30 protein-coding genes are annotated in these 23,886 nt (G+C 45.0%); 27 read left to right on the top strand and 3 right to left on the bottom strand.

The annotated features are described in order from the left end of the window. Positions 1-417 precede the first annotated feature (417 nt). Both DXA13_RS19415 and carB read left to right on the top strand, forming a co-directional pair. Positions 418-1,491: a carbamoyl phosphate synthase small subunit gene (locus DXA13_RS19415; protein ID WP_118246672.1), complete on the top strand. Its 1,074-nt coding sequence runs from the start codon at positions 418-420 to the stop codon at positions 1,489-1,491. Next, positions 1,491-4,784 (top strand): carbamoyl-phosphate synthase large subunit, encoded by a 3,294-nt coding sequence (gene carB, locus DXA13_RS19410; RefSeq protein ID WP_118246671.1) that lies wholly within the window; start codon positions 1,491-1,493, stop codon positions 4,782-4,784. Before DXA13_RS19415 ends, carB begins: the two co-directional genes overlap by 1 nt. 260 nt (positions 4,785-5,044) lie before the next feature. On the opposite strand, the gene DXA13_RS19405 is transcribed toward carB, so the two are convergent. Together DXA13_RS19405 and DXA13_RS19400 are read right to left on the bottom strand one after the other, a co-directional pair. Continuing rightward, positions 5,045-5,770, bottom strand: a complete 726-nt coding sequence (locus tag DXA13_RS19405; protein WP_118246670.1) for an ImmA/IrrE family metallo-endopeptidase — start codon at positions 5,768-5,770, stop codon at positions 5,045-5,047. Continuing rightward, positions 5,771-6,091 carry a helix-turn-helix transcriptional regulator gene (locus DXA13_RS19400; protein ID WP_118246669.1) on the bottom strand — a complete coding sequence of 107 codons (321 nt, stop codon included), beginning with the start codon at positions 6,089-6,091 and terminating at the stop codon, positions 5,771-5,773. It abuts the gene before it with no gap. Between the two features lie 352 nt (positions 6,092-6,443). Here DXA13_RS19400 and DXA13_RS19395 point away from each other — a divergent pair, with 352 nt between their 5' ends. From DXA13_RS19395 to DXA13_RS19300, 22 genes are all read left to right on the top strand, one after another. Next, a complete protein-coding gene (locus DXA13_RS19395) occupies positions 6,444-6,881 on the top strand; it encodes a hypothetical protein (protein ID WP_118246668.1) in 438 nt (145 codons plus the stop codon). 44 nt (positions 6,882-6,925) lie between these two features. Beyond that, complete coding sequence (locus DXA13_RS19390) at positions 6,926-7,276, top strand: DUF5026 domain-containing protein (protein WP_118246667.1); 351 nt, start codon at positions 6,926-6,928, stop codon at positions 7,274-7,276. After that, positions 7,273-8,166 (top strand): hypothetical protein, encoded by an 894-nt coding sequence (locus tag DXA13_RS19385; RefSeq protein ID WP_118246666.1) that lies wholly within the window; start codon positions 7,273-7,275, stop codon positions 8,164-8,166. The genes DXA13_RS19390 and DXA13_RS19385 overlap by 4 nt, the downstream gene beginning before the upstream one ends. Position 8,167: 1 nt before the next feature. Continuing rightward, positions 8,168-8,344, top strand: coding sequence for a hypothetical protein (locus tag DXA13_RS21165; RefSeq protein WP_181995755.1), 177 nt, complete (start codon positions 8,168-8,170; stop codon positions 8,342-8,344). Then, a complete protein-coding gene (locus DXA13_RS19380; RefSeq protein ID WP_118246665.1) occupies positions 8,344-9,744 on the top strand; it encodes a phage tail sheath subtilisin-like domain-containing protein in 1,401 nt (466 codons plus the stop codon). Before DXA13_RS21165 ends, DXA13_RS19380 begins: the two co-directional genes overlap by 1 nt. Positions 9,745-9,747: 3 nt before the next feature. Next, the gene (locus tag DXA13_RS19375; RefSeq protein WP_118246664.1) at positions 9,748-10,206 is read left to right on the top strand and encodes a hypothetical protein; all 459 of its coding nucleotides are present in this window, start codon (positions 9,748-9,750) and stop codon (positions 10,204-10,206) included. A 440-nt stretch (positions 10,207-10,646) separates the two neighbouring features. After that, positions 10,647-10,904 carry a hypothetical protein gene (locus tag DXA13_RS22195; RefSeq protein ID WP_243009237.1) on the top strand — a complete coding sequence of 86 codons (258 nt, stop codon included), beginning with the start codon at positions 10,647-10,649 and terminating at the stop codon, positions 10,902-10,904. Next, complete coding sequence (locus DXA13_RS19365; protein WP_243009236.1) at positions 10,808-11,185, top strand: hypothetical protein; 378 nt, start codon at positions 10,808-10,810, stop codon at positions 11,183-11,185. The genes DXA13_RS22195 and DXA13_RS19365 overlap by 97 nt, the downstream gene beginning before the upstream one ends. 169 nt (positions 11,186-11,354) lie before the next feature. Then, positions 11,355-14,069, top strand: coding sequence for a glycine zipper domain-containing protein (locus tag DXA13_RS19360; RefSeq protein ID WP_181995754.1), 2,715 nt, complete (start codon positions 11,355-11,357; stop codon positions 14,067-14,069). A gap of 45 nt (positions 14,070-14,114) precedes the next feature. Beyond that, positions 14,115-14,792, top strand: a complete 678-nt coding sequence (locus DXA13_RS19355; RefSeq protein WP_118246661.1) for a LysM peptidoglycan-binding domain-containing protein — start codon at positions 14,115-14,117, stop codon at positions 14,790-14,792. A gap of 37 nt (positions 14,793-14,829) precedes the next feature. Further along, positions 14,830-15,750, top strand: coding sequence for a hypothetical protein (locus DXA13_RS19350; RefSeq protein WP_118246660.1), 921 nt, complete (start codon positions 14,830-14,832; stop codon positions 15,748-15,750). Next, a complete protein-coding gene (locus DXA13_RS22585; RefSeq protein WP_278287069.1) occupies positions 15,729-15,854 on the top strand; it encodes a hypothetical protein in 126 nt (41 codons plus the stop codon). Before DXA13_RS19350 ends, DXA13_RS22585 begins: the two co-directional genes overlap by 22 nt. Next, positions 15,835-16,191 (top strand): hypothetical protein, encoded by a 357-nt coding sequence (locus DXA13_RS19345; RefSeq protein ID WP_118246659.1) that lies wholly within the window; start codon positions 15,835-15,837, stop codon positions 16,189-16,191. The genes DXA13_RS22585 and DXA13_RS19345 overlap by 20 nt, the downstream gene beginning before the upstream one ends. A 4-nt stretch (positions 16,192-16,195) precedes the next feature. Beyond that, entirely contained in the window at positions 16,196-16,672 is a 477-nt protein-coding gene (locus tag DXA13_RS19340; protein ID WP_118246658.1) for a DUF2634 domain-containing protein, read from the top strand. Positions 16,673-16,716: 44 nt separating this feature from the next. Further along, the gene (locus DXA13_RS19335) at positions 16,717-17,853 is read left to right on the top strand and encodes a baseplate J/gp47 family protein (protein WP_118246657.1); all 1,137 of its coding nucleotides are present in this window, start codon (positions 16,717-16,719) and stop codon (positions 17,851-17,853) included. A gap of 76 nt (positions 17,854-17,929) precedes the next feature. Further along, positions 17,930-18,832 (top strand): putative phage tail protein, encoded by a 903-nt coding sequence (locus tag DXA13_RS19330; protein WP_118246656.1) that lies wholly within the window; start codon positions 17,930-17,932, stop codon positions 18,830-18,832. Positions 18,833-18,847: 15 nt separating this feature from the next. Beyond that, complete coding sequence (locus DXA13_RS19325; protein WP_118246655.1) at positions 18,848-19,051, top strand: hypothetical protein; 204 nt, start codon at positions 18,848-18,850, stop codon at positions 19,049-19,051. A 13-nt stretch (positions 19,052-19,064) separates the two neighbouring features. After that, positions 19,065-19,709 (top strand): hypothetical protein, encoded by a 645-nt coding sequence (locus DXA13_RS19320; RefSeq protein ID WP_118246654.1) that lies wholly within the window; start codon positions 19,065-19,067, stop codon positions 19,707-19,709. 15 nt (positions 19,710-19,724) lie between these two features. Next, on the top strand, positions 19,725-20,063 hold the full coding sequence (locus DXA13_RS19315) for a hypothetical protein (protein WP_118246653.1): 339 nt from the start codon (positions 19,725-19,727) through the stop codon (positions 20,061-20,063). Position 20,064: 1 nt separating this feature from the next. Further along, entirely contained in the window at positions 20,065-20,454 is a 390-nt protein-coding gene (locus DXA13_RS19310; RefSeq protein ID WP_118246652.1) for a phage tail protein, read from the top strand. A 14-nt stretch (positions 20,455-20,468) separates the two neighbouring features. After that, positions 20,469-20,879: a hypothetical protein gene (locus DXA13_RS19305; RefSeq protein ID WP_118246651.1), complete on the top strand. Its 411-nt coding sequence runs from the start codon at positions 20,469-20,471 to the stop codon at positions 20,877-20,879. 2 nt (positions 20,880-20,881) lie between these two features. Continuing rightward, on the top strand, positions 20,882-22,408 hold the full coding sequence (locus tag DXA13_RS19300; protein ID WP_118246650.1) for a glycine-rich domain-containing protein: 1,527 nt from the start codon (positions 20,882-20,884) through the stop codon (positions 22,406-22,408). On the opposite strand, the gene DXA13_RS19295 is transcribed toward DXA13_RS19300, so the two are convergent. Continuing rightward, the gene (locus DXA13_RS19295) at positions 22,405-22,647 is read right to left on the bottom strand and encodes a hypothetical protein (RefSeq protein WP_181995753.1); all 243 of its coding nucleotides are present in this window, start codon (positions 22,645-22,647) and stop codon (positions 22,405-22,407) included. The genes DXA13_RS19300 and DXA13_RS19295 overlap by 4 nt on opposite strands. Positions 22,648-22,762: 115 nt before the next feature. Here DXA13_RS19295 and DXA13_RS19290 point away from each other — a divergent pair, with 115 nt between their 5' ends. From DXA13_RS19290 to DXA13_RS19285, 3 genes are read left to right on the top strand one after another with little or no spacing between them, the layout of a single operon-like run. Further along, the gene (locus DXA13_RS19290) at positions 22,763-23,080 is read left to right on the top strand and encodes a hypothetical protein (RefSeq protein ID WP_118246648.1); all 318 of its coding nucleotides are present in this window, start codon (positions 22,763-22,765) and stop codon (positions 23,078-23,080) included. Continuing rightward, positions 23,077-23,232: a hypothetical protein gene (locus DXA13_RS21160; RefSeq protein WP_181995752.1), complete on the top strand. Its 156-nt coding sequence runs from the start codon at positions 23,077-23,079 to the stop codon at positions 23,230-23,232. The genes DXA13_RS19290 and DXA13_RS21160 overlap by 4 nt, the downstream gene beginning before the upstream one ends. A gap of 21 nt (positions 23,233-23,253) precedes the next feature. Then, complete coding sequence (locus tag DXA13_RS19285) at positions 23,254-23,709, top strand: phage holin family protein (RefSeq protein ID WP_118246647.1); 456 nt, start codon at positions 23,254-23,256, stop codon at positions 23,707-23,709. Positions 23,710-23,886: the final 177 nt, after the last annotated feature.

The following is a 23,886-nucleotide window of genomic DNA, read 5'->3' as shown; positions in this document are numbered from 1 at the left end:
CGCGGGAAGTCTCTCCATCTGCCTGGGAAGTCTCTCCATCTGCCTGTGTCGTTCGGAGAATGGATAATTCATATATTTTTATACCTCACTGAGATATCATTTAATATTAGTATAAGTCCGTTAAGGGTAAGTGGTGAGTAAGGAAGAGGAAAAAGAAAAAATGCATATTTATTAAATTAAAATGCATATTTAACGATTCTGCCATGGAATTGAGTTTTACATACCGAAATTTGACAAAAAAAGCATCGCCTGGTCGTCCACCTTTTATTTGAAGGAATCCTGGGAAATTAAAAAAAATCTAAAAGTATAAAAAAAGCGGTTGAAAAAACTTGTCGAATCGGGTATAATCTATTCAATTTAGGCATTTTTATGCGCCTGAGATGAAGATTCTTAAATAAGAAAGGACAGGTACCCCGTATGAAGGCATTTTTAATATTGGAAGACGGAACGGTGTTTCAGGGGACAAGCATAGGCTCGACCCGCGAGGTAATCAGTGAAATCGTTTTTAACACGTCCATGACAGGTTATCTGGAAGTACTGACCGATCCATCTTACGCAGGGCAGGCGGTTGTCATGACATATCCGCTGATTGGAAATTATGGCATCTGTCATGAAGATATGGAATCATTAAAACCCTGGCCGGACGGCTATATTGTCAGAGAATTATCACGTATCCCCAGCAATTTCAGGAGTGAGGATACGATACAGCATTTCTTAGAATCACATGATATTCCCGGTATCAGCGGAATCGATACAAGAGCCCTCACAAAAATTTTAAGAGAAAAAGGAACCATGAACGGTATGATCACCACAGATGAGAATTACAACCTGGAGGAGGCAGTCGGCCGAATGAAGGGGCATACTGTGAAAGGTGTGGTAAAAGCCACAACAACGAAGGAGAAATTTATCTTGCCGGGTAACGGAAAAAAGGTGGCCCTTCTGGATCTCGGTGCAAAGAAGAATATTGCCCGTTCTCTGAATGAAAGAGGTTGTGAGGTGACGGTTTATCCTTCCGATACTGCTGCCGAGGAGATCCTGAGTACAAATCCGGATGGTATCATGCTGTCCAACGGACCTGGAGATCCCAAGGAAAATGTGGAAGTTATCACACAGATCAAAAAACTATATGAATCCGATGTACCGATTTTTGCCATATGCCTTGGCCATCAGCTCATGGCTCTTGCTACGGGAGCCGATACATTTAAGCTGAAATACGGGCACAGAGGTGGCAACCATCCGGTAAAAGATCTGGAGACAGGAAGAGTTTACATCTCTTCCCAGAATCACGGCTATGCGGTGGATACGGAAAGCCTTGATCCTCAAATAGCTGTGCCGGCTTTTGTCAATGTCAACGACGGTACCAATGAAGGGCTGAAATATACGAAAAAGAATATTTTTACCGTACAGTATCATCCGGAAGCATGCCCCGGGCCGCAGGACTCCGGTTACCTGTTTGATCGATTTTTGAAAATGATGGAGGGAAATGAATAATGCCAAAGAATCCAGATATTAAAAAGGTATTAGTAATTGGTTCCGGCCCGATTATCATTGGCCAGGCTGCTGAATTTGACTATGCAGGAACACAGGCCTGCCGTTCCCTGAAGGAAGAAGGAATTGAGGTCGTTTTATTAAACTCCAATCCAGCTACGATCATGACGGATAAAGATATTGCGGATAAAGTTTACATAGAACCGCTGACGGTAGAGGTTGTAGAACAGCTGATCTTAAAGGAGAAGCCGGACAGCGTACTGCCTACCCTGGGCGGACAGGCAGGCCTTAACCTGGCCATGGAACTGGAGGAAGCCGGTTTCTTTAAAGAAAACAACGTAAAGCTGATCGGAACGACGGCCGCTACCATTAAAAAGGCGGAAGACCGTCTGGAATTCAAGGAAACGATGGAAAAGATCGGGGAACCGGTGGCTCCCTCCAAGGTCGTTGAAAATGTTGAGGATGGCATCGAATTTACCAATACGATCGGATATCCGATCGTGCTCCGTCCGGCCTATACGCTGGGAGGAAGCGGCGGTGGAATCGCTCATGACCAGGAAGAACTGGTGGAAATTCTTCAGAATGGACTGAGACTTTCACGAGTAGGACAGGTTCTCGTAGAACGCTGTATTGCTGGCTGGAAGGAAATCGAATATGAGGTTATGAGAGACGGAGCCGGCAATGTGATTACCGTATGTAATATGGAAAACATTGATCCTGTGGGTGTCCACACTGGCGACAGCATCGTAGTGGCTCCTTCCCAGACACTGGGGGATAAGGAATACCAGATGCTTCGTACGTCGGCACTGAATATTATTACAGAATTGGGAATTACGGGCGGTTGTAATGTTCAGTATGCGCTGAATCCGGACAGTTTTGAGTACTGTGTAATCGAAGTAAATCCCCGTGTCAGCCGTTCTTCCGCTTTGGCGTCCAAAGCGACCGGATATCCGATTGCCAAAGTAGCCGCAAAGATTGCGCTGGGATATACGCTGGATGAGATTAGGAATGCAGTTACCCAGAAGACATATGCCAGCTTTGAACCAATGCTGGACTACTGCGTAGTAAAGATGCCGAGGCTTCCTTTTGATAAATTTATCAGCGCAAACAGGACACTCGGAACACAGATGAAGGCGACCGGAGAGGTTATGAGTATCTGTACCAATTTCGAAGGTGGCCTGATGAAGGCAATCCGTTCTCTGGAACAGCATGTGGACAGTCTGATGTCCTATGATTTTTCTGGGATGAGCGACGATGAACTGCTGGATATGCTGTACAAAGTCGATGACAGAAGAATCTGGGTAATTGCCGAGGCACTTAGAAGAAACGTGTCCTATGAGACGATTCATGAGATTACAAGGATTGATATCTGGTTTATTGACAAGATATCCGCTATTGTGGAAATGGAAAATGCCCTAAAGACAGTTGGCTGGAAGGTGCGCGCCGCCAGATCAGGAAAAGGCGGAGTAAAGGCTGCGGCAGGGCAGGAAAACCAGCTGGACGGAATGGTGGAAAAATTCCTTTCGGAAGAGATTTTAAAAGAAGCTAAAAGGATGGAATTCCCTGATCACGTTATCTCCAGACTGACAGCGATTTCTCAGGAAGAAATTAAGGCTATGCGGTATAAGAACAATATCCGTGCGGCTTATAAGATGGTAGATACATGTGCAGCAGAATTTGCAGCAGCTACGCCGTACTACTATTCCTGCTTCGGAAGCGAAAATGAGGCAGAGATGACAAATGACAGGAAAAAGGTGCTCGTTCTCGGTTCCGGTCCGATCAGGATCGGACAGGGAATCGAATTTGACTTCTGTTCGGTACACAGCACATGGACCTTCAGCAAGGAAGGCTATGAAACAATTATTATCAATAACAATCCGGAGACAGTCAGCACGGACTTTGACATTGCAGATAAGCTGTACTTTGAACCATTGACACCGGAGGATGTGGAAAGCATCGTAGACATAGAAAAACCGGACGGAGCGGTCGTACAGTTCGGCGGCCAGACGGCCATCAAACTCACGGAAGCGCTGATGAAAATGGGAGTTCCGATCCTTGGTACTGCAGCAGAAGATGTAGATGCGGCAGAGGACAGGGAGCGGTTCGATGAAATCCTGGAGACCTGCGGCATACCGAGACCGGCCGGTCATACGGTGTATACGGCGGAAGAAGCCAAGAGCGCGGCTAACCAGCTGGGTTATCCCGTTCTTGTCAGACCGTCCTACGTTCTGGGCGGACAGGGAATGCAGATCGCCATCTGCGATGAAGATATCGACGAATTTATCGGAATTATCAATCAGATCGCCCAGGAACATCCGATTCTGGTAGATAAATATATCATGGGAAAGGAAATCGAGGTCGACGCTATCTGCGACGGTAGAGATATCCTGATCCCTGGAATTATGGAGCATATTGAGCGGACAGGAATTCATTCAGGAGACAGTATCTCCGTATATCCGTCACAGAGTATTACGGATAGTAATAAGAAAACGATCGTAGAGTACACGGAAAAACTGGCCCGCGCCCTTCATGTAAAAGGCATGATCAATATCCAGTTCATTGTGGACGGAGAAGACGTCTATATCATCGAAGTAAATCCCCGTTCTTCCCGTACGGTTCCATATATCAGCAAGGTGACAGGAATTCCGATTGTCCCGCTGGCTACAAGGATTATCTGCGGTCATACGATCCGCGAACTGGGCTACAAGCCGGGCCTGCAGAAAGAGGCGGATTATATTGCTATCAAGATGCCTGTGTTCTCATTCGAAAAGATTCACGGAGCAGACATCAGCCTTGGGCCGGAGATGAAGTCTACAGGAGAGTGCCTGGGAATTGCTAAGACATTTAATGAAGCGCTGTATAAAGCATTCCAGGGAGCAGGAATTAAGCTTCCTAAGTATAAGAATATGATATTCACCGTCAGAGACGAGGAGAAGGAAGATGCAGTGGAAATTGCAAAACGATTCCAGGCCATTGGATACCGGATCTTCGCTACGAGAGGAACTGCGAAATACCTGCATGACCATGGGGTACGGGTACTTAGCGTACCGAAGCTGGAGCAGGAATCTCCGAATATTCTGGACCTGGTTCTGGGACACGAAATTGATTTAATCATCGATATCCCGCCTCAGGGGGCAGAACACTCAAAAGATGGATTTGTAATCAGAAGAAATGCGATCGAAACAGGAGTCAGCGTGCTGACGTCCATGGATACGGCAGCAGCTCTGGCAACGAGTCTGGAGAACAGGGCGAAGGAACTGACACTGGTGGATATCGCTACGGTGGAAAATGTGTGAGCTTTCAGCGAACAGCAGAAGAAGACAGTAACAGCCTTGAATTGAATAAGCAGATATAATTTTAGAATCTTTTAGAATCCGTTCCGAAAATAGCCTGAATTGGTGTTTTCGGAACGGTTTTTATTCCATAGGGCACGCCCTATGGAATAAAACGCTCCGCAGGGATCGCACTGCGGCGGTAAGGAATGATGTCGCTGAAGCGACCTGCCGCAGGCGGAGAATCCCACGAGTGGGATTCTTCTTAACATATGTAAAAATGCTTAAAAAAAATCCTTTGGATGGTAGAAACCCCATTCTTCCACTGGAAACCTCTGTGTCTGGTCAGGAATACCAGGGAGAAAATAACGGTCGTCCTGGGAGGAACTGCGCTGACAGAGATCGCAGAAGACCTGCTCCGGCCGATTGATAATCCGGTGACCACAGCGCCGGCAGGTGTGAATGTTCCAGATAAATCCGCCTTCTTCTGCAGAATGAAAATGGAGATACAGTTCCCTGTCAACCCCATTCAAATGATAAGCGGACATTCTGCGCCATCGCCGGTAGTCATTAAATGCATAATCCGACGCTGACTGGGACAGCTGAAACCGTTTTGCCACATCAGCAGATGTTTTGCACTCTGAAAAATAGATGGCAATGCGCGGTGCGAGAAGATGGCTGGAAAAATAATTCGCCTCTTTTTCTGATTCCGCTGTGTAATCCTTTCCATGATTCAGTTTAAAGTGTCCAAGTTCGTGCATAAGAGAAAAACGGATCCTGGAAGAAGGGCGGTCACTGTTGAAGCAGATGATATCTTCGTACTGAAAAGCTTCATCTGAGTAGGTAGCAGCAATCTCAAATAATTCCCTGTTTTCTCGCTGCAGGTATTCGTAAGGCAGCAGTTTTATCTGATAATGCTTCAAAATGGCGGTACAGTCAATGGGAAATGACTGCACTCCACATTCTTTAATCACTTCTAAAACTTTCTTATCAATCAATCGATAATTCATTTACTCACCTGGTATGTCTATTTCGGACAGCAGCTTGATCAGACGGAGCTTTTGATCGGCGGAAAGTTTTCTGCCGTTTCTGGCTACCAGCTTTTCGATATCGTCATATGACGGCTCGTTTTTTTTCGGAGCATCGTTAAAATCGTCAAGGGACAGGCCAAGAACCTTGGCTATTGCTTTCAGCGTTTCCAACTTGGGGTCCTTTGTAACGCCGCTTAAAATCTTGTCGATTGTCCCCTTCGGTACGCCGGAAAGGCGGGCAAGCTCTTCATTTGTCAAACCGAGTTCCTTTTTTTTCTGTGCAATAATATCCAGTCCCATGTCATAATTTCCTCCTTTTTATGTATCAAGAATATCACCGTTAACGGATAAAGTCAACGAAATACAGGGAAAAAAGGAAGAAAACTCGCTGTTGAATAATATCTAACGGTTATTTTTGAATAAAAAACACTTGACAATATTACTTGACGGATATATTATGTCATATATAAACCGTTAACGGAAATAAATGGCGCCATAAAAAGCCGTTAAAGGAAATAAAAAAGAAATTAAAACTACAGCCGGATAAAAAAGCTGTCTGAAGAATATGTGTTCGATAAATATATTATAGAACATATGTTCTAAAAATGCAATACTTAACGGCTATTTTATAAAAAAGGAAGGGGTTGTTGGCATGAAACAAAAACGTGTCAGGGATTTTACATGGAAAGATTACGGTATTTCACCATATCGTTACAGGGAACTCAAAAACTTCTGTCTTCAGTATATTGAGAAGAAAAAGAAAATCCGCTATGGACTATCTGCCGTAAGACTGGACGGTATGCCGGGAAAAAGCGGAAATGTCAGTCCTGTAGAGATGAGAGCATTTGAAAACCTGAAAAACGAGCAGGACTGCCGGATGATTGAAGAGGCTGCGAAAGCAGCCAGCAGCCAGATCTGGAGGTATCTATTGAAAAGTGTTACGGAAGATGTTTCTTTTGAAATGCTGGAATATGACACAGTCCTCGGCAGAATTCCCATGGGAAAAACAGACTTTTACGGTTACAGGCGACTGTTTTACAGAAATCTGGACCGCCTGAAAAATGGGGACAAACTGAGCGCGGTTGGGTGATAGGATGGTACCATGCAAAAGGCAAAGGAAAGGAGGAGAGGATTATGAGCCTGATAAAAAATGAAACGCGTCCTGTTTTCGACTTAAATGAAATTGAAAAAGGAAACCTTTTGTATGCAAGACATAGCAGCTGGCAGGAAGCCGAGGGAAAAGCCGGGTTTGTGGCTGATGTGACGGAACAGGAAATACTCGTCCAGTACATATCGGGAATCCGGAATGTGACAAATCATTTCCGGATTCCGGTAAGAGAAGTGGCAGAGGGGGCATGGCTGATCCGCTGGTCAAAAGATATGGCAGAAATTTATGAAGCAGGAGTGGCAGCGCCATCCGGTAAAGATCAGCTGGCAGCCCCATTAAAACGATCCGATGTAGATAGTCCTGAACGAGGCCTATGACATGGAGAGAACGAATTGTCAAAAGGATTGAAGAAACGCCGGAAATCCGTACGGCACTGGCAAAATATCAAGGGCGTCCGGCGGTATTCGATACGGTCTGGCCACGTGATGGGGACAACGGATGGGCAGAAAATAAAGCGTATCCAAGAATTGTCTTGAAATTTTTCTCCGGCAGAAAAGGCAGACCCAGGATGAGAGCAGAGCTTTATGCCGATATAACTGCATCGGGCAGCGCAGGTACGGTTGAAACCATGATTTCAGCGATGAGTGAACGCCTGTCTGGTGTGATTATTAAGGCAGAGGACAGAGGAGATACATGTATTTCTCTGACAGAGGCGCCGCCGCGGGAAACTGCTGCAATAAATTCTGCCGCAGTAGAGGGAATCATATGCTGTCCCACAGAGTTTGTGGTCATGGAGTATCCGGTACAGGATACGACAGATCCTGATCCTGTACTGGCACTCAACAGAAAACTGAAGGAGATTTATCCGGAAGCCGTTGTTCTGTGGTATGACGTACCGGAAGAAGTGACGGATATTACGGGAAGCGCGTCTGCATGTTACTGTCGTCTCAGAAAGGCAGAGAGCGAAAAAAATTCGTCATCTGCTGCCGTAAAATGGATGAAATGCAAAGCAGACATCTCAGTTTTTAGCTGTGACAGAAATACAGCGGCCAAAATGGCTGCGTCTATTTCGGACAGGCTGCTGGAAGAAGAGGAGATTGCGATGGCAGACGGTTCTCCCATGTTTATTAAGAATGTGGAATTTCATCCCGACAGGGATGGATTCAGGAAAAGTCAGATCATCGTAAAGGCAGTTTACGGGCTTCTGCGCCATCCGGAGAAAAAACACAGGCTTACAGGGGTAAATACTTCTTGGAAGGGAGAATGACATGATGGAAGATCAGAATATGTACAGTGCAAAAGAGCTTTCTGCTGCAGCGGAAAAGATTTTTGGAACGCGGCAGGAGTGTGCGGCCGCGGCATTAAAAGCTGCAGGAATGAAAGCGGCGACAAAAGAGGAAGCAGAAAAGGTTATTAAAATTTTTTTAAATAAGGAGGTCATTTAATGGCAGGAACATTTGTAATTGGAGAAAACAAGACGAGGCCGGGCGTTTATTTCAATATCGCACAGGATAAGAAAAACGCCCTTGCAGAAGCCGTAGACGGGATCGCAGCCGTTGTATTTCAGGCTGACTTCGGACCTGTGGGAAAGGCTGTAGAAGTTCCAGCAGAAGACGGATACGAGGCTGTATACGGCAGTTCCGGCGGAACGGGGGTATTAGAACAGGTATTTGCAGGCGGAGCGAAGACCATTATTGCATGCAGAGCCGGTAACGGCGGCACAAAGGCGGAAGTAAAGCTGAAAACAGGCGAAACAGAAGCAATGAGCATCACTGCAAAATATCCTGGAAGCAGAGAATTTTCTGTAACAGTCCGTACAAAACTTACGGATGGAAGCAGAAAAGAATGTATGATTTATACAGGACTGAAAGAGCTGGAACACTATGAGTTCGCAGCAGCTGAGGGAAAAGAGGCATCTGCTCTTGCAGAAGCGATGAGGGGATCAAAACGATTTGACGCAGCCGTTATTGCTGATGGAAAATTAGATGACTGCAGTCAGGAAAAATTCACTGCAGGAACGAATCCTACTGTGACAGCGCAGGATTATAGCGACGGATTTGCAGCAGTTGAACCATTTTACTTTAACACCTTATGTGTGGATACTGAGGATACGGATACTCATCTGCTTATGCAGTCATTTATGGAACGAATTTTTGACGTTGGTCAGTTTGCAATTGCTGTTGCAGCAGAAAAGCACAGCACAGCGCTGGAAACGAGACAGGAACATGCAGCTGCATTTAACGACAAATCAATCGTATACGTGCTTAACGCCTGGGTGAAAGAAGGAGAAAAAGAAATGGACGGCTGTCTGACAGCAGCCAGAATTGCCGGTATGATTGCGGCATGCAAATCTGATAAATCTCTGACTCATACGGTTGTAAATGGTTTTACAGAACTTTTAGAACCGCTTACACCATCTCAAATGACTGCGGCGGAGAAAAAAGGCTGTCTTGTGCTTTCCTATAATACATCAAAAGAAGTCTGGATCGACAATGCCGTCAATACGCTCATCGATGCAAACGACGGAGATGACGGCTGGAAGAAGATCAGAAGAACAAAGACGAGATACGAGCTGATTTACCGCATGAATAAACAGGCAGAAAGTCTGATCGGTATGGTGGATAACGATACAAACGGCAGAGCTACTGTGACCGGCCAGCTTCAGGCTGTGGGCACAGCCATGGTAGATGAAGGAAAGCTTGTCAAATGTGTGGTTGCGGAAAGCGGTAAATATACGGCAGATATTGATTCTGCATGGTTTGATGTAGACGTGATCGACAAAGATTCTCTGGAACACGTTTACCTTACATATCATTTTCAGTACAGCACGAAGGGAGAGGAATAATTTATGATTAATACGAGAGCAGCAGGGGATGCGAGACATGCCCGCACCGGCAAAGACGGTGCACTTTATAATGAAAACGGTGTCCTTTTAGCGACAGTAGAGAGCTTTCAGGCTCAGGCAGCTTATAATAATGCGAAGTATTCCGTATTAGGCAATGCTCAGGAGATGGAGACGGCCAACACATTTGGCGTGACCCTCACCATGTCCCAGATCGTAGTAGAAGACGATCAGTTCATTATCGATTTGATGGAGTCTATGGAAACACAGACTATGCCTGTATGGAATTTCCAGGGCGTGCTCACAGGCAGAAACGGATCTGAGGAACGCGTTACATACCGCGAGGTGGTTCCGTCAGGAAGCATCGATATTCAGAATATTACTACAGGCGATGTGATCAAGAGAGCATGGAGCTTCTTCGTCAACCGCCCGCCTAAACTTCAGTCTAAACTTACGATTGAATAAGGTGTATTTGTTTGCCGGATGGACGCAAAGTTTATTGAATGGTATTGAAACGGCAGCGTAAATTTATGCAATGACAGGATGTATCCTGCTGCATAAAAAACAAAGACAATAGCGTCCGGCCGAAATATAAATAATAGCTGCCGGTACAGGCGGGCATAGAGACGGGAATCGGAACCAATGCATGGAAGACAGACAGGAGGCAGCGTCCGGACAGGGACAAAATGCGGGAGAAAAGACTGGGAACGGGACGGCAGCCGAAAGCCTTGTCTGAGTGAAAGAATAATAAAATGGATGAACTCCTGGGAAAATGTCTGTCTGTATAAAAAACATCTGCCGCAATGTGAGATATATTGCGCAGTTTACATACTCAGGCCGGATATCAGCTCAGCAAGATGAAGCTTTTACCGGCCTGAACATATAAAAACAGGAGGATGTAAAAAATGTCAGAGAAGTTATCAGAAAAGAATAATAATATCGCAGCAGAAGAGGTGGAATTTACGGATGAGCAGGTAAAAACTCATATCCGCATGAATGAAAGCGATATGATGGCCGGCTTCTGGAAGCAGCGAGCTTTTCAGAGGAAGAGGAGACTGTCATTCAGGTGGAAAGAAAAGGAAAGGTGTATTTTACATTTTCCATTCGCCCTCTCTCAGAATCTGATTACAATACATGCAGAAAAAAACATACAAAGTATTTAAGAAATAAACAGTTTGGTATGAAAATGCCGGAAGAAACAGATACGGTGCGCTATCGTGCCGCATTGATTTACAGGGCAACAGTGGAAAAAGACAGAAAAATTTTATGGGACAACAAGGATATCTGGAAGTCCCTGAGCGATAAGGGCCATGAAGTTGTGACTGGTCTGGATGTAATCGACTATGTGCTCTTAGCCGGAGAAAAGGACAGAATTATCGAGACGATTGATTCCATCAGCGGTTTTGACGCCGGAAACAATCTGGAGGAAGTGGCAAAAAACTGATCATGGCAGGAGGGAATGCAACCCTCCTGCATCATATCTTTCAGAAGACGGGCATGACGCCCGATGAATTTTATGAGAAGCCCCCAGGCGTGAGGGCTTTTTTGCTGCAGTCCATGAGAATAGCCCTTTCTCCGAAGGAAGAAAAGGATGGTGATGTAGGATGACGAATGTGGTGAGAATTGATGCTGCCGGAGCAATAGACGGTGCGGCCCGATCTTTGGGAAAAGCCGAAAAGAGAGCGGATAAATTTAAAACGGCGATTGCGAAAGCGGAAGAACAGCTCCTTAAAATGCAGAAACAGGAATACATCTGTAAGATAAAGATCATTGAAGAGACCGAACCTGTTCTGGAGTCGATGAAACAGAAAATAAGCGCGCTTGAGGGGAACTTTAAGATTAATATTTCCTGGAGCGAAATGGTTGAAAGGCCGTTTATGAGCTGGTGGAGCGGAAGAGGCAAGGCGTGGATAGACGACGCGGCACAAAATATGGGAACTATCATGGGGACGGCGATTACCGCCGGACTGACGGCCACTTTGATGCCGGAGATTATGAACTGTGTGAATACGATCGCTGGGGCGCTGGGGTCAGGGGGGGATTTATTCTGGACGAAGGCATCGGTGTATGCGACCGCAGCCTCCGTATTTGCGACGTCAGCAAATACTATTGCAGCTGCAATACCATCATTAGCGCAGGCTCCCGGACTATTAATCGCGCTGGGAGGTCTGGCTAATTTGGCAGGCGTGGCTGCTTCTGCATACACTTATAAAAGCGGCTCAAAAGACTATTTAACAGCTGAAAAACTGACCGATTACAGTGATCTAAATATGAAAGAGGCATATGAAAGTTCAGGAGAGATAAAAAAGAAATGGTCTAAAATAGGAACGGTTATCGGTTTCATATTAGGCAGTATAACTGGCAATCCGGTAGGCGGAGCTCTTGTAGGCGGAGGCGTAGGAAGCGCGGTCGGTATGTGGAAAGGGGAGAAGATAAAGAAAGAAGCGGAAATTGTAGAGGTACAGGGAAAATACAGCTCTCAGGAATTAAAGGACGCGTTGGCTAATGGGATGTCGGAAGAGAGTGATGAATTTCAGCAGAGGCTACGTGAAGTTAATAGAAAAAGAATGGAAAAAAGCTTTGGAAATATAAGCCTTACTTTAAAGGAGATTAAGCGGCTGTCTAAGGAAATTGTGTTTGGAGATAAAGTAAAAGATGTGGAACGATTTCGGATGGCTGTTAGTGAAACCGAACAGAATATGGCTAATTTTGAAAATTCTGTTGCTGGTTTTGAACGGCTAAAATGGAAAATTGAAGTTGGGATGACTCTTTCTCCTGAGGAGAACAAAACATTTCAAAATCAGGCTAAGCAAATAGGAGAAGATGCACTGGCAACCTTGGAAAGTCGTCACTACAAGGCAGATATGGCAGTACAAATGTTGCTGGGAGTAGAAGGTTCAAAAGAAATAAGGGGAGTATTCAAGGATATATATGGACAGAATGAAGAGGCAATCATAAATAAGGAGGCAGAAATTGATAAATATATAGGTGAACATTCCAACAAAGGAGTGTTTGATACCAAATATTCAGAAGGACTTAATCAGTTGATGCAGGAGATGATGGAGCTTGTAAGTAATTCAGAGACTGAGAGTGCGACAGGAGTAATGAAAGCTACAGGAGCAAAATACAGACAAAAGCATATGGATATCAAGTCTTTTGAGGCCTTAGAGGAAGAATTAAAAGAAGATGTAGGAAGTTATGAGAAAGAATTAGGGGAAGCACTTGCAGATGGATTAAATGGATTAGAAAAAACAAAAGATTCTAATCCTTATTATAAACAACAGCAACAGGAATTAATTGCTGCATATAATGCACAGATGGATACGTTATATGAAGGTGTTTCAACTAATCTTTTAGAGAAACTTGTTGAGTCGTACAGCGATATATTTGGTAATGTTACAGCAGAAGATATTGGACTTAAATTGAAAGAAGCCCGGGATAGCGGAATCGACTTAAAATCGCTTAGTGCAGATGAAATGCTGAATTATTTTGACTTAGAAGGCATCGGAGACAAGGATAATAAAGCATTGATTGCAAATGTATTACAACAGATTATAGAAGTGCTTCCCAATTATGGGTATGGTGTATCGCCGGATGGCACGGTCGATTATAATTTTTCAGTTGATGAAGAAAGCCTGGCGGCTAAAGCACAAGAAAATAAAAGTATGGTTGAAGCTGCCATGCTGAGTGTTGCTGAAGGAGCCATCCCTGTGGAGTTTTTGATCGAACCATCTATAAGACCTACTGGGAAACCAATAAAGCTAAAGGAACTACTTACTGGAATGGGAGGAAAAACAGACAGTGAGTCTGGTACGAAGCAAGAGACTGTGCAGAATTGGCAGCTTGTTGGAAATGCCAACGGCGGCTTCATCACCTCCCCCCTCCTCTCCTGGGTCGGCGAAGACGGACCGGAGGCCATCATCCCATTGGGCAGCAAGCGGCGGTCCAGAGGGCTGTCCCTATGGAAACAGACAGGAGAACTGCTTGGAATTCCGGCCTTTGCCGACGGAGTGATTACAAACGACGGCGGATTATTTAGCGATACCGGTCTGCCTGCTTATTTATACGGCAGCTCCGATACAGGATTTACAGACAATTCAGGAGAAGAGACGGGTCAGCCGGCGGTATCGGTCCCCGTTGAACAGAAGACATCCTCCGTTCAGGTGGCGGTTTCTGCAGCGCCTGTCATCAACATCAATGGAGTACGCAAAGACGATGATATTGTCAGCACCATCCGTTCCCATATCCGTGAACTGGCCGATGATATGTGCGGTGAAATCGCGGACAAAATCACGGTTGTATTCTCCAATATGCCTAAAGAGGCTTAGTGATAAGTTTCTGAAAAATTCAGAAAAGAAGGTGAGAACGTACATATGGCAATTTATTTAAGCGAAACGACAGGCAATCTGGAGTTTGAATTTCCATCTATGCCGGAATCCATCGACATCGGAACCGGCACCAGCTATCAGAGCTATAAAATAATCGGAAAAGGCGGGATCAACATACCGAAAGGCGTGGAGGTTACGGATATTTCCTGGGACGGCGTATTTTTCGGCAGGAAAAAGCGGCGGGAATCCATTGTCGGAAGCTGGGAAAGCCCGGAGGAATGTAAAGACATTCTGAGCGGATGGCAGGAAAACGGCACGGTTCTGGAATTGATTGTGGACGAAGCACCCGTCAATATGGATGTGACGATTTCCAATTTCAGCTGGAAGGCAACGGGCGGTTTTGGAAATATCGAATATTCTATCGCATTTAATAAGGCTCCAGCTCTGAAAGTCTACACGACGACAGAGCTGAAAATCGATGATTTTGTAAAGACGGTCCAGACCAGGCCGGAGCCGGAGAAGCAGACTGGCGCATACACTGTTGTCAAAGGCGACAACCTGTGGAAAATCGCAAGAAAATTCTATGGGGGAAGCGGGGCGGAATGGGAAAAAATTTACGTGGCCAATCAGGAAATCATCGAGAATACAGCCAGACGCTACGGAAAGTCTTCTTCCGACCGGGGCCATTGGATCTATGCAGGCTGTGTGCTTACAATCCCGTAAGGCAGTTAAAGCGGGTCAAGAAAGGTGGTGAAAGCGTATGATTGATCTTTCGAAGCTTCAGTACAAGCTTCTGATCATGACGGAAAACGGTGTTCAGTATAATGTAAAGGACTTTACAGACAAGCTGTTATGGGAAGAGAATGAGAAAGAACTGTCCATGAGAATAACCTTTAATCTGTACAACAAAAAGACGGATGCCGGATATCTGTCGGATATTGCAAAACTGGGCTGTCTGGCCGGTATTTATGTATCAGACGGTACGGATGATGTAGAGGTAGCAAGAGGATATATCAAGGAATGCAATTACAGCAATTCCTCAGATGAAGAGGGGTTCTCCTGTACGGCGTATGATGAGCTGTATTCTCTGCAGAAATCACAGGACAATATTTACATACCGGCAGGGCAGACGACAAAAGGAGCGCTGGAACAGGTACTGACTCCATGGGGAATCACTATTGCCCAGTATGACGGACCGGAGGCGGTTCATGAGAAGTTTGCAGAGAGAAATAAGAGTATTTCCGACATGATAACGAATATCCTGGACGATGCGGAGAAAAAGGGACAGAAGAAATGCTTTCTGAGGGCGGAGCAGGGAAATATTAAGATACTGCCTGTGTGTGAAAATGAAACGGTATACGTATTTAATGAAAGCAACGGTGTCCGCCTGTCTCAGAAGAGAAGCATAGCCAATATGGTCACCCGTGTGAAGATTCTGGGAATGCAGGATGACGAAGGGCGGTCACCGGTAGAGGCCGTCGTAGACGGAGAGACGCGTTTTGGAATTATTCAGAAAATTATCAGCCGGGACAGGGATAAAAGCGTCGAAGATGCAAAACAGACAGCTCAGGAGATGATTGATAAAGACGGAAAGGTGGACGAACAGGTTACCCTGGAGCTGCCGGACGTGCGTTTATCAGAAAAGGAGACAGGATTTACGTGCAGAATATGGGAACGGTAAACGGCTATCAGAGGGTGCTCAGTATTCAGCATAACGCTGATAGCACAACCATGAGCGTAACAGTCGAAAAGGTGGCGCAGGAAAATGTTGAAAACGGAATTTAAAGGAACGGCTAAGCTTGCCGCAGCTATGCATAACAGGATAAAGTTAATGGGTGAAGCGCCTCCGGTGATGGAGCTGGGAATGATCGGCAGTGATATGAGTCTGATTACAGACAGCTTCAAGCAGGCGATTCCTGCAAGCGATTATCTCGTCTGCAGAAGTGTGGCCTATGATGCGGGGGGAGAATTTACCACGGACAGCAATGGGGACAGCGTAAGGTTCCCGGAGACCTTTAGAAACCTAAAGCCCGGAGACCGCGTGCTGACAGCCTGGATGGGAAATGAAGCAGTTGTTATCGATTTAATACTGCCTGCGTCAAGGATTGGAAAAGGAGGTTGATGAATTGTCTGAGACATTATTTCCGGTTGTCATACAGCCGCAGTTGATTAAAGAATCGGAAATTTACGACAAAAAGTATAAAAAGAGCTTTGCATGGGATATGGATAAAGGCGATTTCGCAGCAGATGGAGCCAGAAAAATTATAGAATGCGGCGGTCTTGCGGCATATCAGACATGGTGCATCAAAGCAGTTATGACAGAGCGGTTTAGCTGTCTGGCTTATCCGGCGGAGATCGGAACCCAGATGGAACGGGCCATGAAGAAAAAATCACATAAGGCTTGTGAATCAGCGATTGAACGAACAATTAAAGAGGCTTTGAAAGTAAATCCCCGGACAGAATACGTCAGGGGATTTGCTTTTTCCTGGAACGGTGATTCGGTAAAGGTATCATTTACGGTAAAAGGAATCCAGTATGAAGAATTCCGGCAGTCGATATCTGTGAACCATGCTTTTGGAAACGGGGACGAACGGAGTGAATAGATGGGGTAAAATGATAGTAGGAAAAAGGAAAGGAGGAAAAAACTATGGAATTTGAATGTCCGGAATTTCTAAAAGACATGAGTGCCGAGCAGATCCACGAGCGCATGATGGCAAACCTGCCCAGCGATATTGATGATATGCCGGGCGGCTTTGCTTATGATTATACGATGCCTACGGCGCTTGTAGCCTCAGAGCTGGTGAACTTTACTTTAATGAAAGCGCTTATGACAGCGTTTCCGGAATACGCCTGGGGAAAGTGGCTTGATCTTCATGCTGGTCAGGCTCATATTACCAGAAGGCCGGCTAACAGAGCATCCGGAGAAGTTACCGTTACCGGTAAAGAAGGAACTATAATTCCCAAAGGAACCATGTTCTGTACAGCCGCTTCTGAAACTGCGGCAGGTATCGAGTTTCTGTCTGACAGAGATGGGGTAATCGATGAAAGCGGAAATGCAGTAATCCCGATCACGGCCAGGCTGGCAGGTACTTTATCAAATGTAATGGCCGGGACGATTGTTTTGATGGGAAAAACGATCCCGGGAATTACAAAAGTCACGAACGAAGGAGCGATTTCAGGAGGGACGGAGGAGGAATCGGACGAAAGCCTGTATGAACGAATCAGGCTGGAAAACGCCTCGGAGAACTATTCTTACATCGGTAATGACACAGATTATATAAGGTGGTCAAAGGAGGTTGCAGGCGTAGGCGACTGTATCGTCATGCCGGCCTGGAACGGACCAGGTACGGTCAAACTGATCTTGGTAGACCAGAACGGTGAACCGGCGAATAAGGCAATTGCAGATGCCGTCTATGAGCACATCGTATCGGAAAAAGACAGAAGCAGACGGCTTCTGCCGTCTGGCTGCGCGGAGCTTACGGTAACAGGAGCTTCTACGAAAAAGATATCTTATCTGTGTACTGGAATCGTATTTGACAGGGAAATAACGACATTGGAACAGATGAAAACCGATTTTCAAGATGCGGTGACTGCTGTTTATGAAGAAGCAAAAGAAAAAGGCGTTCTCGTATATAACAGAGTACGCGGACTGGTGATATCCATTAAAGGGGTCACTGATTTTGAACGCTTTCAGATGAACGGAGCCGAAGAAAATATCGAATTATCCAGAGAGGAATATGCCAAGACGGAATCTGTGGAGTTCCTTGAGGCAGCCTCAGTCTAACAGATCAGAAAAAGGATTTTGGAATACGATATGAAAATGTAAAAGAGATTTTGGCAAAAGAAAGGAGGTGGATACTATGAATTTGGAAAACTTTCCGACGAGTGAATCAGCCGTCAAACTGATGGACTATGTTACGCCTGGCTGGTATGACAACGCTTATATGGGAAAATGGATTTATCAGGTGTTGGGCCTTTCCTTGGACGAGGTGACAAAACTTTACGAGGAATTTCCTGAGCAGCTGTTTTCGGATACCGCCACATGGGGGCTTCCCTATCACGAAAGAAAATATGGTCTTCCTGTAAACAGCCAGCTGAGTGATGAGGAGCGCAGACGGCTGATTCGTAAACGGCAGATGACAAGAATCCCCATGACTCCGTACAATATGGAACAGATGATTAAAAACATTACGGAATTTGATGTACACGTTACAGATGTTCATGATCAGTCGGAATTTGTGAAAAAGCCGGATCATTCCAATGAATTTCAGGTTGTTCTGATCGGGGAAGGAACGGCTGATCTGTTCTCCATACGAAAATATCTGGATCAGGTGAAACAGTCACATACGGTGTATGAGATATTCTATTATGAGCATTCTGAACTGACGGCAGCAGCAGAGTATAAAAATGTCGTTACCATTAGGTGTGTTTTCTATCCGTTTAACAATATTCTTCCGCTGTCTCTGGACGGTACATGGAAATTAGACGGTACCAACAAACTGTGCGGCAAGAGGGTAGGGCAGGATACCTCTCTTCTGCTTGACGGCAGCGTATATTTGAACGGTAATACAGATTTAAGCGGTTATAAAAGCAGAGGGAAGAGTATTTTACAGGAACGGATCACGCTCCGCATGAATACAAAGGTTGGAAATTCTGTTTCTGCGAGTGTAACAACGGAAAAAAATCAATGGAAGCTGGAGGGGAATATGAAAATGGATGGTTCAAAGAAGCTGAATTCACAGGTCTGGAAAGAACAGTTATAGAAAGGAGCGTTGACGATGGGAAAAATAGCGGTGCCTGAACAGCCGGAATTACACATACGAGATGTAGAACAGTTGACAGAAAACGACAGAAACTCGGCTGGCTTATTCAATCAATATTTCGGTGGTCTGTTGGAAAACGATGCATTTCTTGACAGAAAGGCAGAAGAGAGCAGAATGATTCCATTGACAAATTTAGAACTGGAAGAGCTTTTAAAATGAAAGGAGAATAATTATGAGCAATATTAATAAGGGATTAGACAGCAATGGCGTGCTGTACATTTGGAACAAGATCAAATCATCATTTGTAATAAAGGAAACAGGGAAAGGATTATCATCGAATGATTATACAGCTGGTGAGAAAACAAAGCTTTCCGGAATCGCAGCAGGAGCGGAGGTAAATGTGCAGGCGGACTGGAATATTACTGATACGGCCTCAGATGCTTTTATCAAAAATAAGCCGTCTTCACTGCCAGCAGACGGGGGAAATTCTACTACGGTAAACGGCCATACCGTCCAGACAGATGTACCATCGGAGGCGAAATTTACAGATACGATTTATGGTGATGCGACACAGTCAGCACACGGTCTGATGTCAACGGCCGATAAGAAAAAACTGGATGGATTTAGTGCAGCCACAGAATATGTTAAAAAAACTGAGATCACAAATGTGTATCGTTATAAAGGTTCAGTGACAGACGCATCAAAACTGCCTGATTCCGGCCAGATATCAGGAGATGTTTACGATATTCAGACAGAGTCCGTTTATGGACCTGCCGGTCAGAATGTAGCGTGGAATGGGACTGCATGGGACCCTCTTGGAGGAATTGTTACAATCGAACCAATATCAAATGAGGAACTTGAGGCAATCCTTGTATAAAGGAGGACGAGCAGTATGACAGACAAGGTTTTAGACCTGGCGGGAGTTCAGCTGATATGGAATAAAACGAAAGAATATATTAACAGCAGGTGCTCTGGGAAGTCCGTTTATTTACGCAGCATAGTAGTTAATAAAGAAGATTTCGGCAGTACATTGACAGCGTATATTCAGAATAGTCAGGTAAAACAGGACAGTATTGTACATATTTATTTTGCGGAAAGCAGCATTCGTATGGCTCAGAAGGCGAGTATTATCGGTTCAACAGAAGACGGTAGAATTGTGCTGAAAGCTCTGAAGCTGCCGGAGGGAAATTTGACAATAGATGTAATTGAAATTAAACAGATAGGAGGATAAAATGGCTCAGGCAAAGATTACGGTAACGGGAAGAAGAAAACTGTGCAGATCCCATGCAGGTGACAGTGTACTGCCTGCAATTGTTCAGATCGCCTGGGGTGATGGCGGAGTAGAAGAGGATGGAGAAGCGGTAAAAGATACAACCGGGAATGAGGTTGGCCTTTATCATGAGCTTTTAAGAAAAAATATTGAAAGCCACACCTATTTGGATGAAAATGAGACATCATGCCGCTACACTGGTACGATAGAAAAAGACGAGCTGATCGGAAAAGAATTGTCAGAAATGGGACTGTATGATGCAGATGGTGATTTAGTAGCATATAAGACTTTTATGAAAAAGGGAAAAGATGAAGATATTGTTTTAATCTTTGACATGGATGAGATATTTTGATAGGAGGGCAGCAAATGAATTACTGTGAAGCGAAGAATCCACCCGTATTCGCAATGGAAATAGAAAAATGGGATACGAATACGGATGCCAATGGCACGGATATGGCGGTTGAGATTGAACAGCTTTATAATAATACGCTTTATAACAAAGCGCTGGGCGAACAGGTCCGGGGAAAGATACTGACAGGAATTACTGTAGCTACGGAAGACTGGATCGATTTGTCATATGAAATCACAGATGAAGCGATTACGGAAAAAAGTTCGGTTTATATCGGTTACAGCTTTGATTCCATACCGGCAGCGCAGAAAGCGAACATCAGAGGAAAGACAGAAAACGGAAAACTGACGCTGGTTGCAAAAAAGCTTCCGGCTCAGGATATTGCGATTGAAGAACTGCGTATTTTAAATCTGAGACAGGAGGGATAAGAATGGCTACATTTACGAATGCAGGTGGTGGCGGCGGTCTGGATACAGACGAGCTGACTGCCACAGCGGGCGATATTTTAAAAGGAAAGACAGCCGGTGTTAAGGGAAGTGATGAACCTGTTGCCGGAACGTTGGAATTGACAGGAGATGCCGCAGATTCCACCGTACTTTCTGGAAAAACGTATTACAATACGGACGCAAAGACAAAAAGAACAGGAACAATGGCGAATCAGGGCGCCAAAACAGCTGCGCTGAACTGCGGCGGAAGCTATACGATTCCTGCTGGATATCACAACGGAGCAGGAAAGGTTACGGCTAACAGCCTTGCCAGCCAGACAGGCGGAGCAACGGCTGAAGACAAATATGTCTATACTGGAAAGACATACTGGAAAGACGGAGTTAAACGCACCGGGTCCATGACCGTATCCTCCGTAGTGTCTTTTAGTGTAGCCGCCTATTCTGCAACTCAGTTCACCTGTACCTGGAAATGGCCCTCAAAAGGACCGTATTCAGGGGTGATAATAAGAGGTAAATTAGGCGGCTATCCAACCAATGCATGGGATGGGCAACTTGCCTATCAGGGAACTGGAAGTAATGCAGCTTTAGGAGCCACTTCCAGTGTCGTTATTAGCGGTGCTCAAGAAGGAAGTGGTGGAACGACATACTATTTCCGCATTTGGGTGTATTGCACATGTTCTGCCGGTGATGTGTATTCGGGATATTTGCAAACAACCGCAGCAACCAGAGGTAGAGGACAACAAATATTTACTTCATCAGGAACATTCACAGTGCCAGCAAATACTAGTTTTATTGACGTATTTTGCGTCGGCGGTGGAGGGGGAGGCAGTAGTTCTACTCAAAAAGGGGAAAGTAAATATGAAATTTATGGCGGCGGTGGAGGTGGGGGCGGTTATACAACTACTAGAAGGTCTATAGCCGTATCATATGGGCAACAATTTCAAATTACTATAGGGGCTGGTGGATCAGGAGCCAGTAGAGGCGAAAAAGGAAAGGCAGGAGGGGGCAGTTCCTTTAGTGATTTATGTTCTGCTAATGGTGGCTTGGGAGCACATGAAAGATATCCTAGTGGTTATTATCATGCAAAGTATGGCGGAAAAGGCGGTTCTGGAGGTGCTGGCGGATATACTAATGATGGATCTTCAGATGGGAATAGTGCTTATATATATAATAACAATCCATCGAGTGATTATAGTGCAACAGGTCAAGGATCAAATACCAGAGCTTTTTCAGAATCAAGTGGAACTTTATATTCTGGCGGAGGAGGAACAGGAGCAGCATGGAATCAAGTAAAAGGTGAAGGACGGAATTCGGGGTATGGTGGTGATGGCGGCGGTGCCACAACACCAGGTAATATCGTTGATTCTCCAGGTGTTAATGCAGCAAATAATACTGGAGGAGGAGGTAGTGGAGGTAGTATTTATGTAGACAGGCACGGTCGTGTATATGGATCTTCTTCTTCAGGTGGTAGTGGAGGTTCAGGTATCGTTATTGTTCGTTGGGGATATTAGTATCCCCATCTGACTATAACAATACCTGACCTCCGGCCCCTCTGCTTCTGGCATTTGAGGACCCAGATGTGCCATAACTTGAAGTTCTCTTCTATAACCACCATGACCAGCGCCATAGCCGCCATAGCCACCAACTCCTTTTTCATCTTCAGATGGAAGTTTATACCGAGTAGCTCCACCACCGCCACTATGTGCGTTAACATTAGAATTCCCTGTATTTCCGCCTCCACCACCGCCAACACAAAAAATGTCAATAGAACTTGTATTTTATTGCGTTCTCAGTGTAGGTGTTAAATTTTAAATTATCCATAGGTAAAATAAGACTATATTTAAAAAAGAGAAAGGAATTAACCAATGATTGTACATCAAATTTTTGCAGAGATTTATGAAGAAACCGTGCAGAACATCATGGTTTGCGATAACTACGAACTTGCCAATTACATCTCACGTTGCACGTATGGTGATAAAGCCATTGCGGTAGAGTGCACCCAATATCCTTGCTCGATCGGTGATAAGTATCATGACAACCGTTTCTGGCATATAAATGAAGACGGAGAGGAGACAGTCGTCGCATACGTGCCGACTGCAGAACAGGAGGTACAGATTTTAAAGGCAAATAATGAGGAAATTACGATTGCAGTAGCAGAGATGTTGGGAGGTGCAGCAGAATGATCAGCGAAATCACGAAAAATATTATCATACGGGCGTTGAAGATACGGCAGGAGCGGGGAGAGAATCCGGAATCCGTGATCAAAAATTACAGGAAGCTGACGGAAGAAGAAAAACAGGAGATCCTGGAAGAGATCAAATACAGATCAGCGTAACGCAGAGAGGAGCGAAAGCTTATGGAAATACTGGCCAACCGCTATAATGCGGCTGCCGGAGCTGTGACAGCCGTATTTGCAGCTATCTTCGGAATCTATTGGTATGTATTTGCAGGATATTTGATTTGCAATATCCTGGACTGGATTACCGGATGGTACAAAGCCAGAAAACTGTGTCGTGAAGACAGCAGAATGGGCCTGAGGGGTATTGTGAAAAAGCTGGGCTACTGGGTGATTATCCTGGTAGCCTTTCTCATCCCGGAAATGTTTATCCACGTAGGACAAGATTTGCTTGGCTTAAATCTGGAATTTCTTACACTGATCGGGTGGTTTACCCTGGCCTCCCTTCTGATCAATGAAATAAGAAGCATCCTGGAAAATTTGGTAGAGTGCGGTTATCAAGTCCCTGAATTTCTAATCCGTGGGCTGGCAGTAACCGAAAAACTGATCCAGGCGGGAGCCGATTTCCGGGAATAAAAGGAAGAGCAGCAGTGGTTGAATACTTGAACTCCGTTGGTAGACGTCTGAATGGAGTTCTTGACAGAGCTGAATTGAAAAAGTAAATTCCAGTGCGGGACTAAATTCCACTGGTCTTTAAAATTTAGCCTGAATTATCAGGTTTTTAACGTAAAGATTCTAGATATCTACTATAAT

Source organism: Clostridium sp. AM58-1XD (genome assembly GCF_003464085.1).
GTDB lineage: Bacteria > Bacillota > Clostridia > Lachnospirales > Lachnospiraceae > Lachnoclostridium_A.
This window is presented reverse-complemented; position numbering and strand designations above follow the sequence as displayed.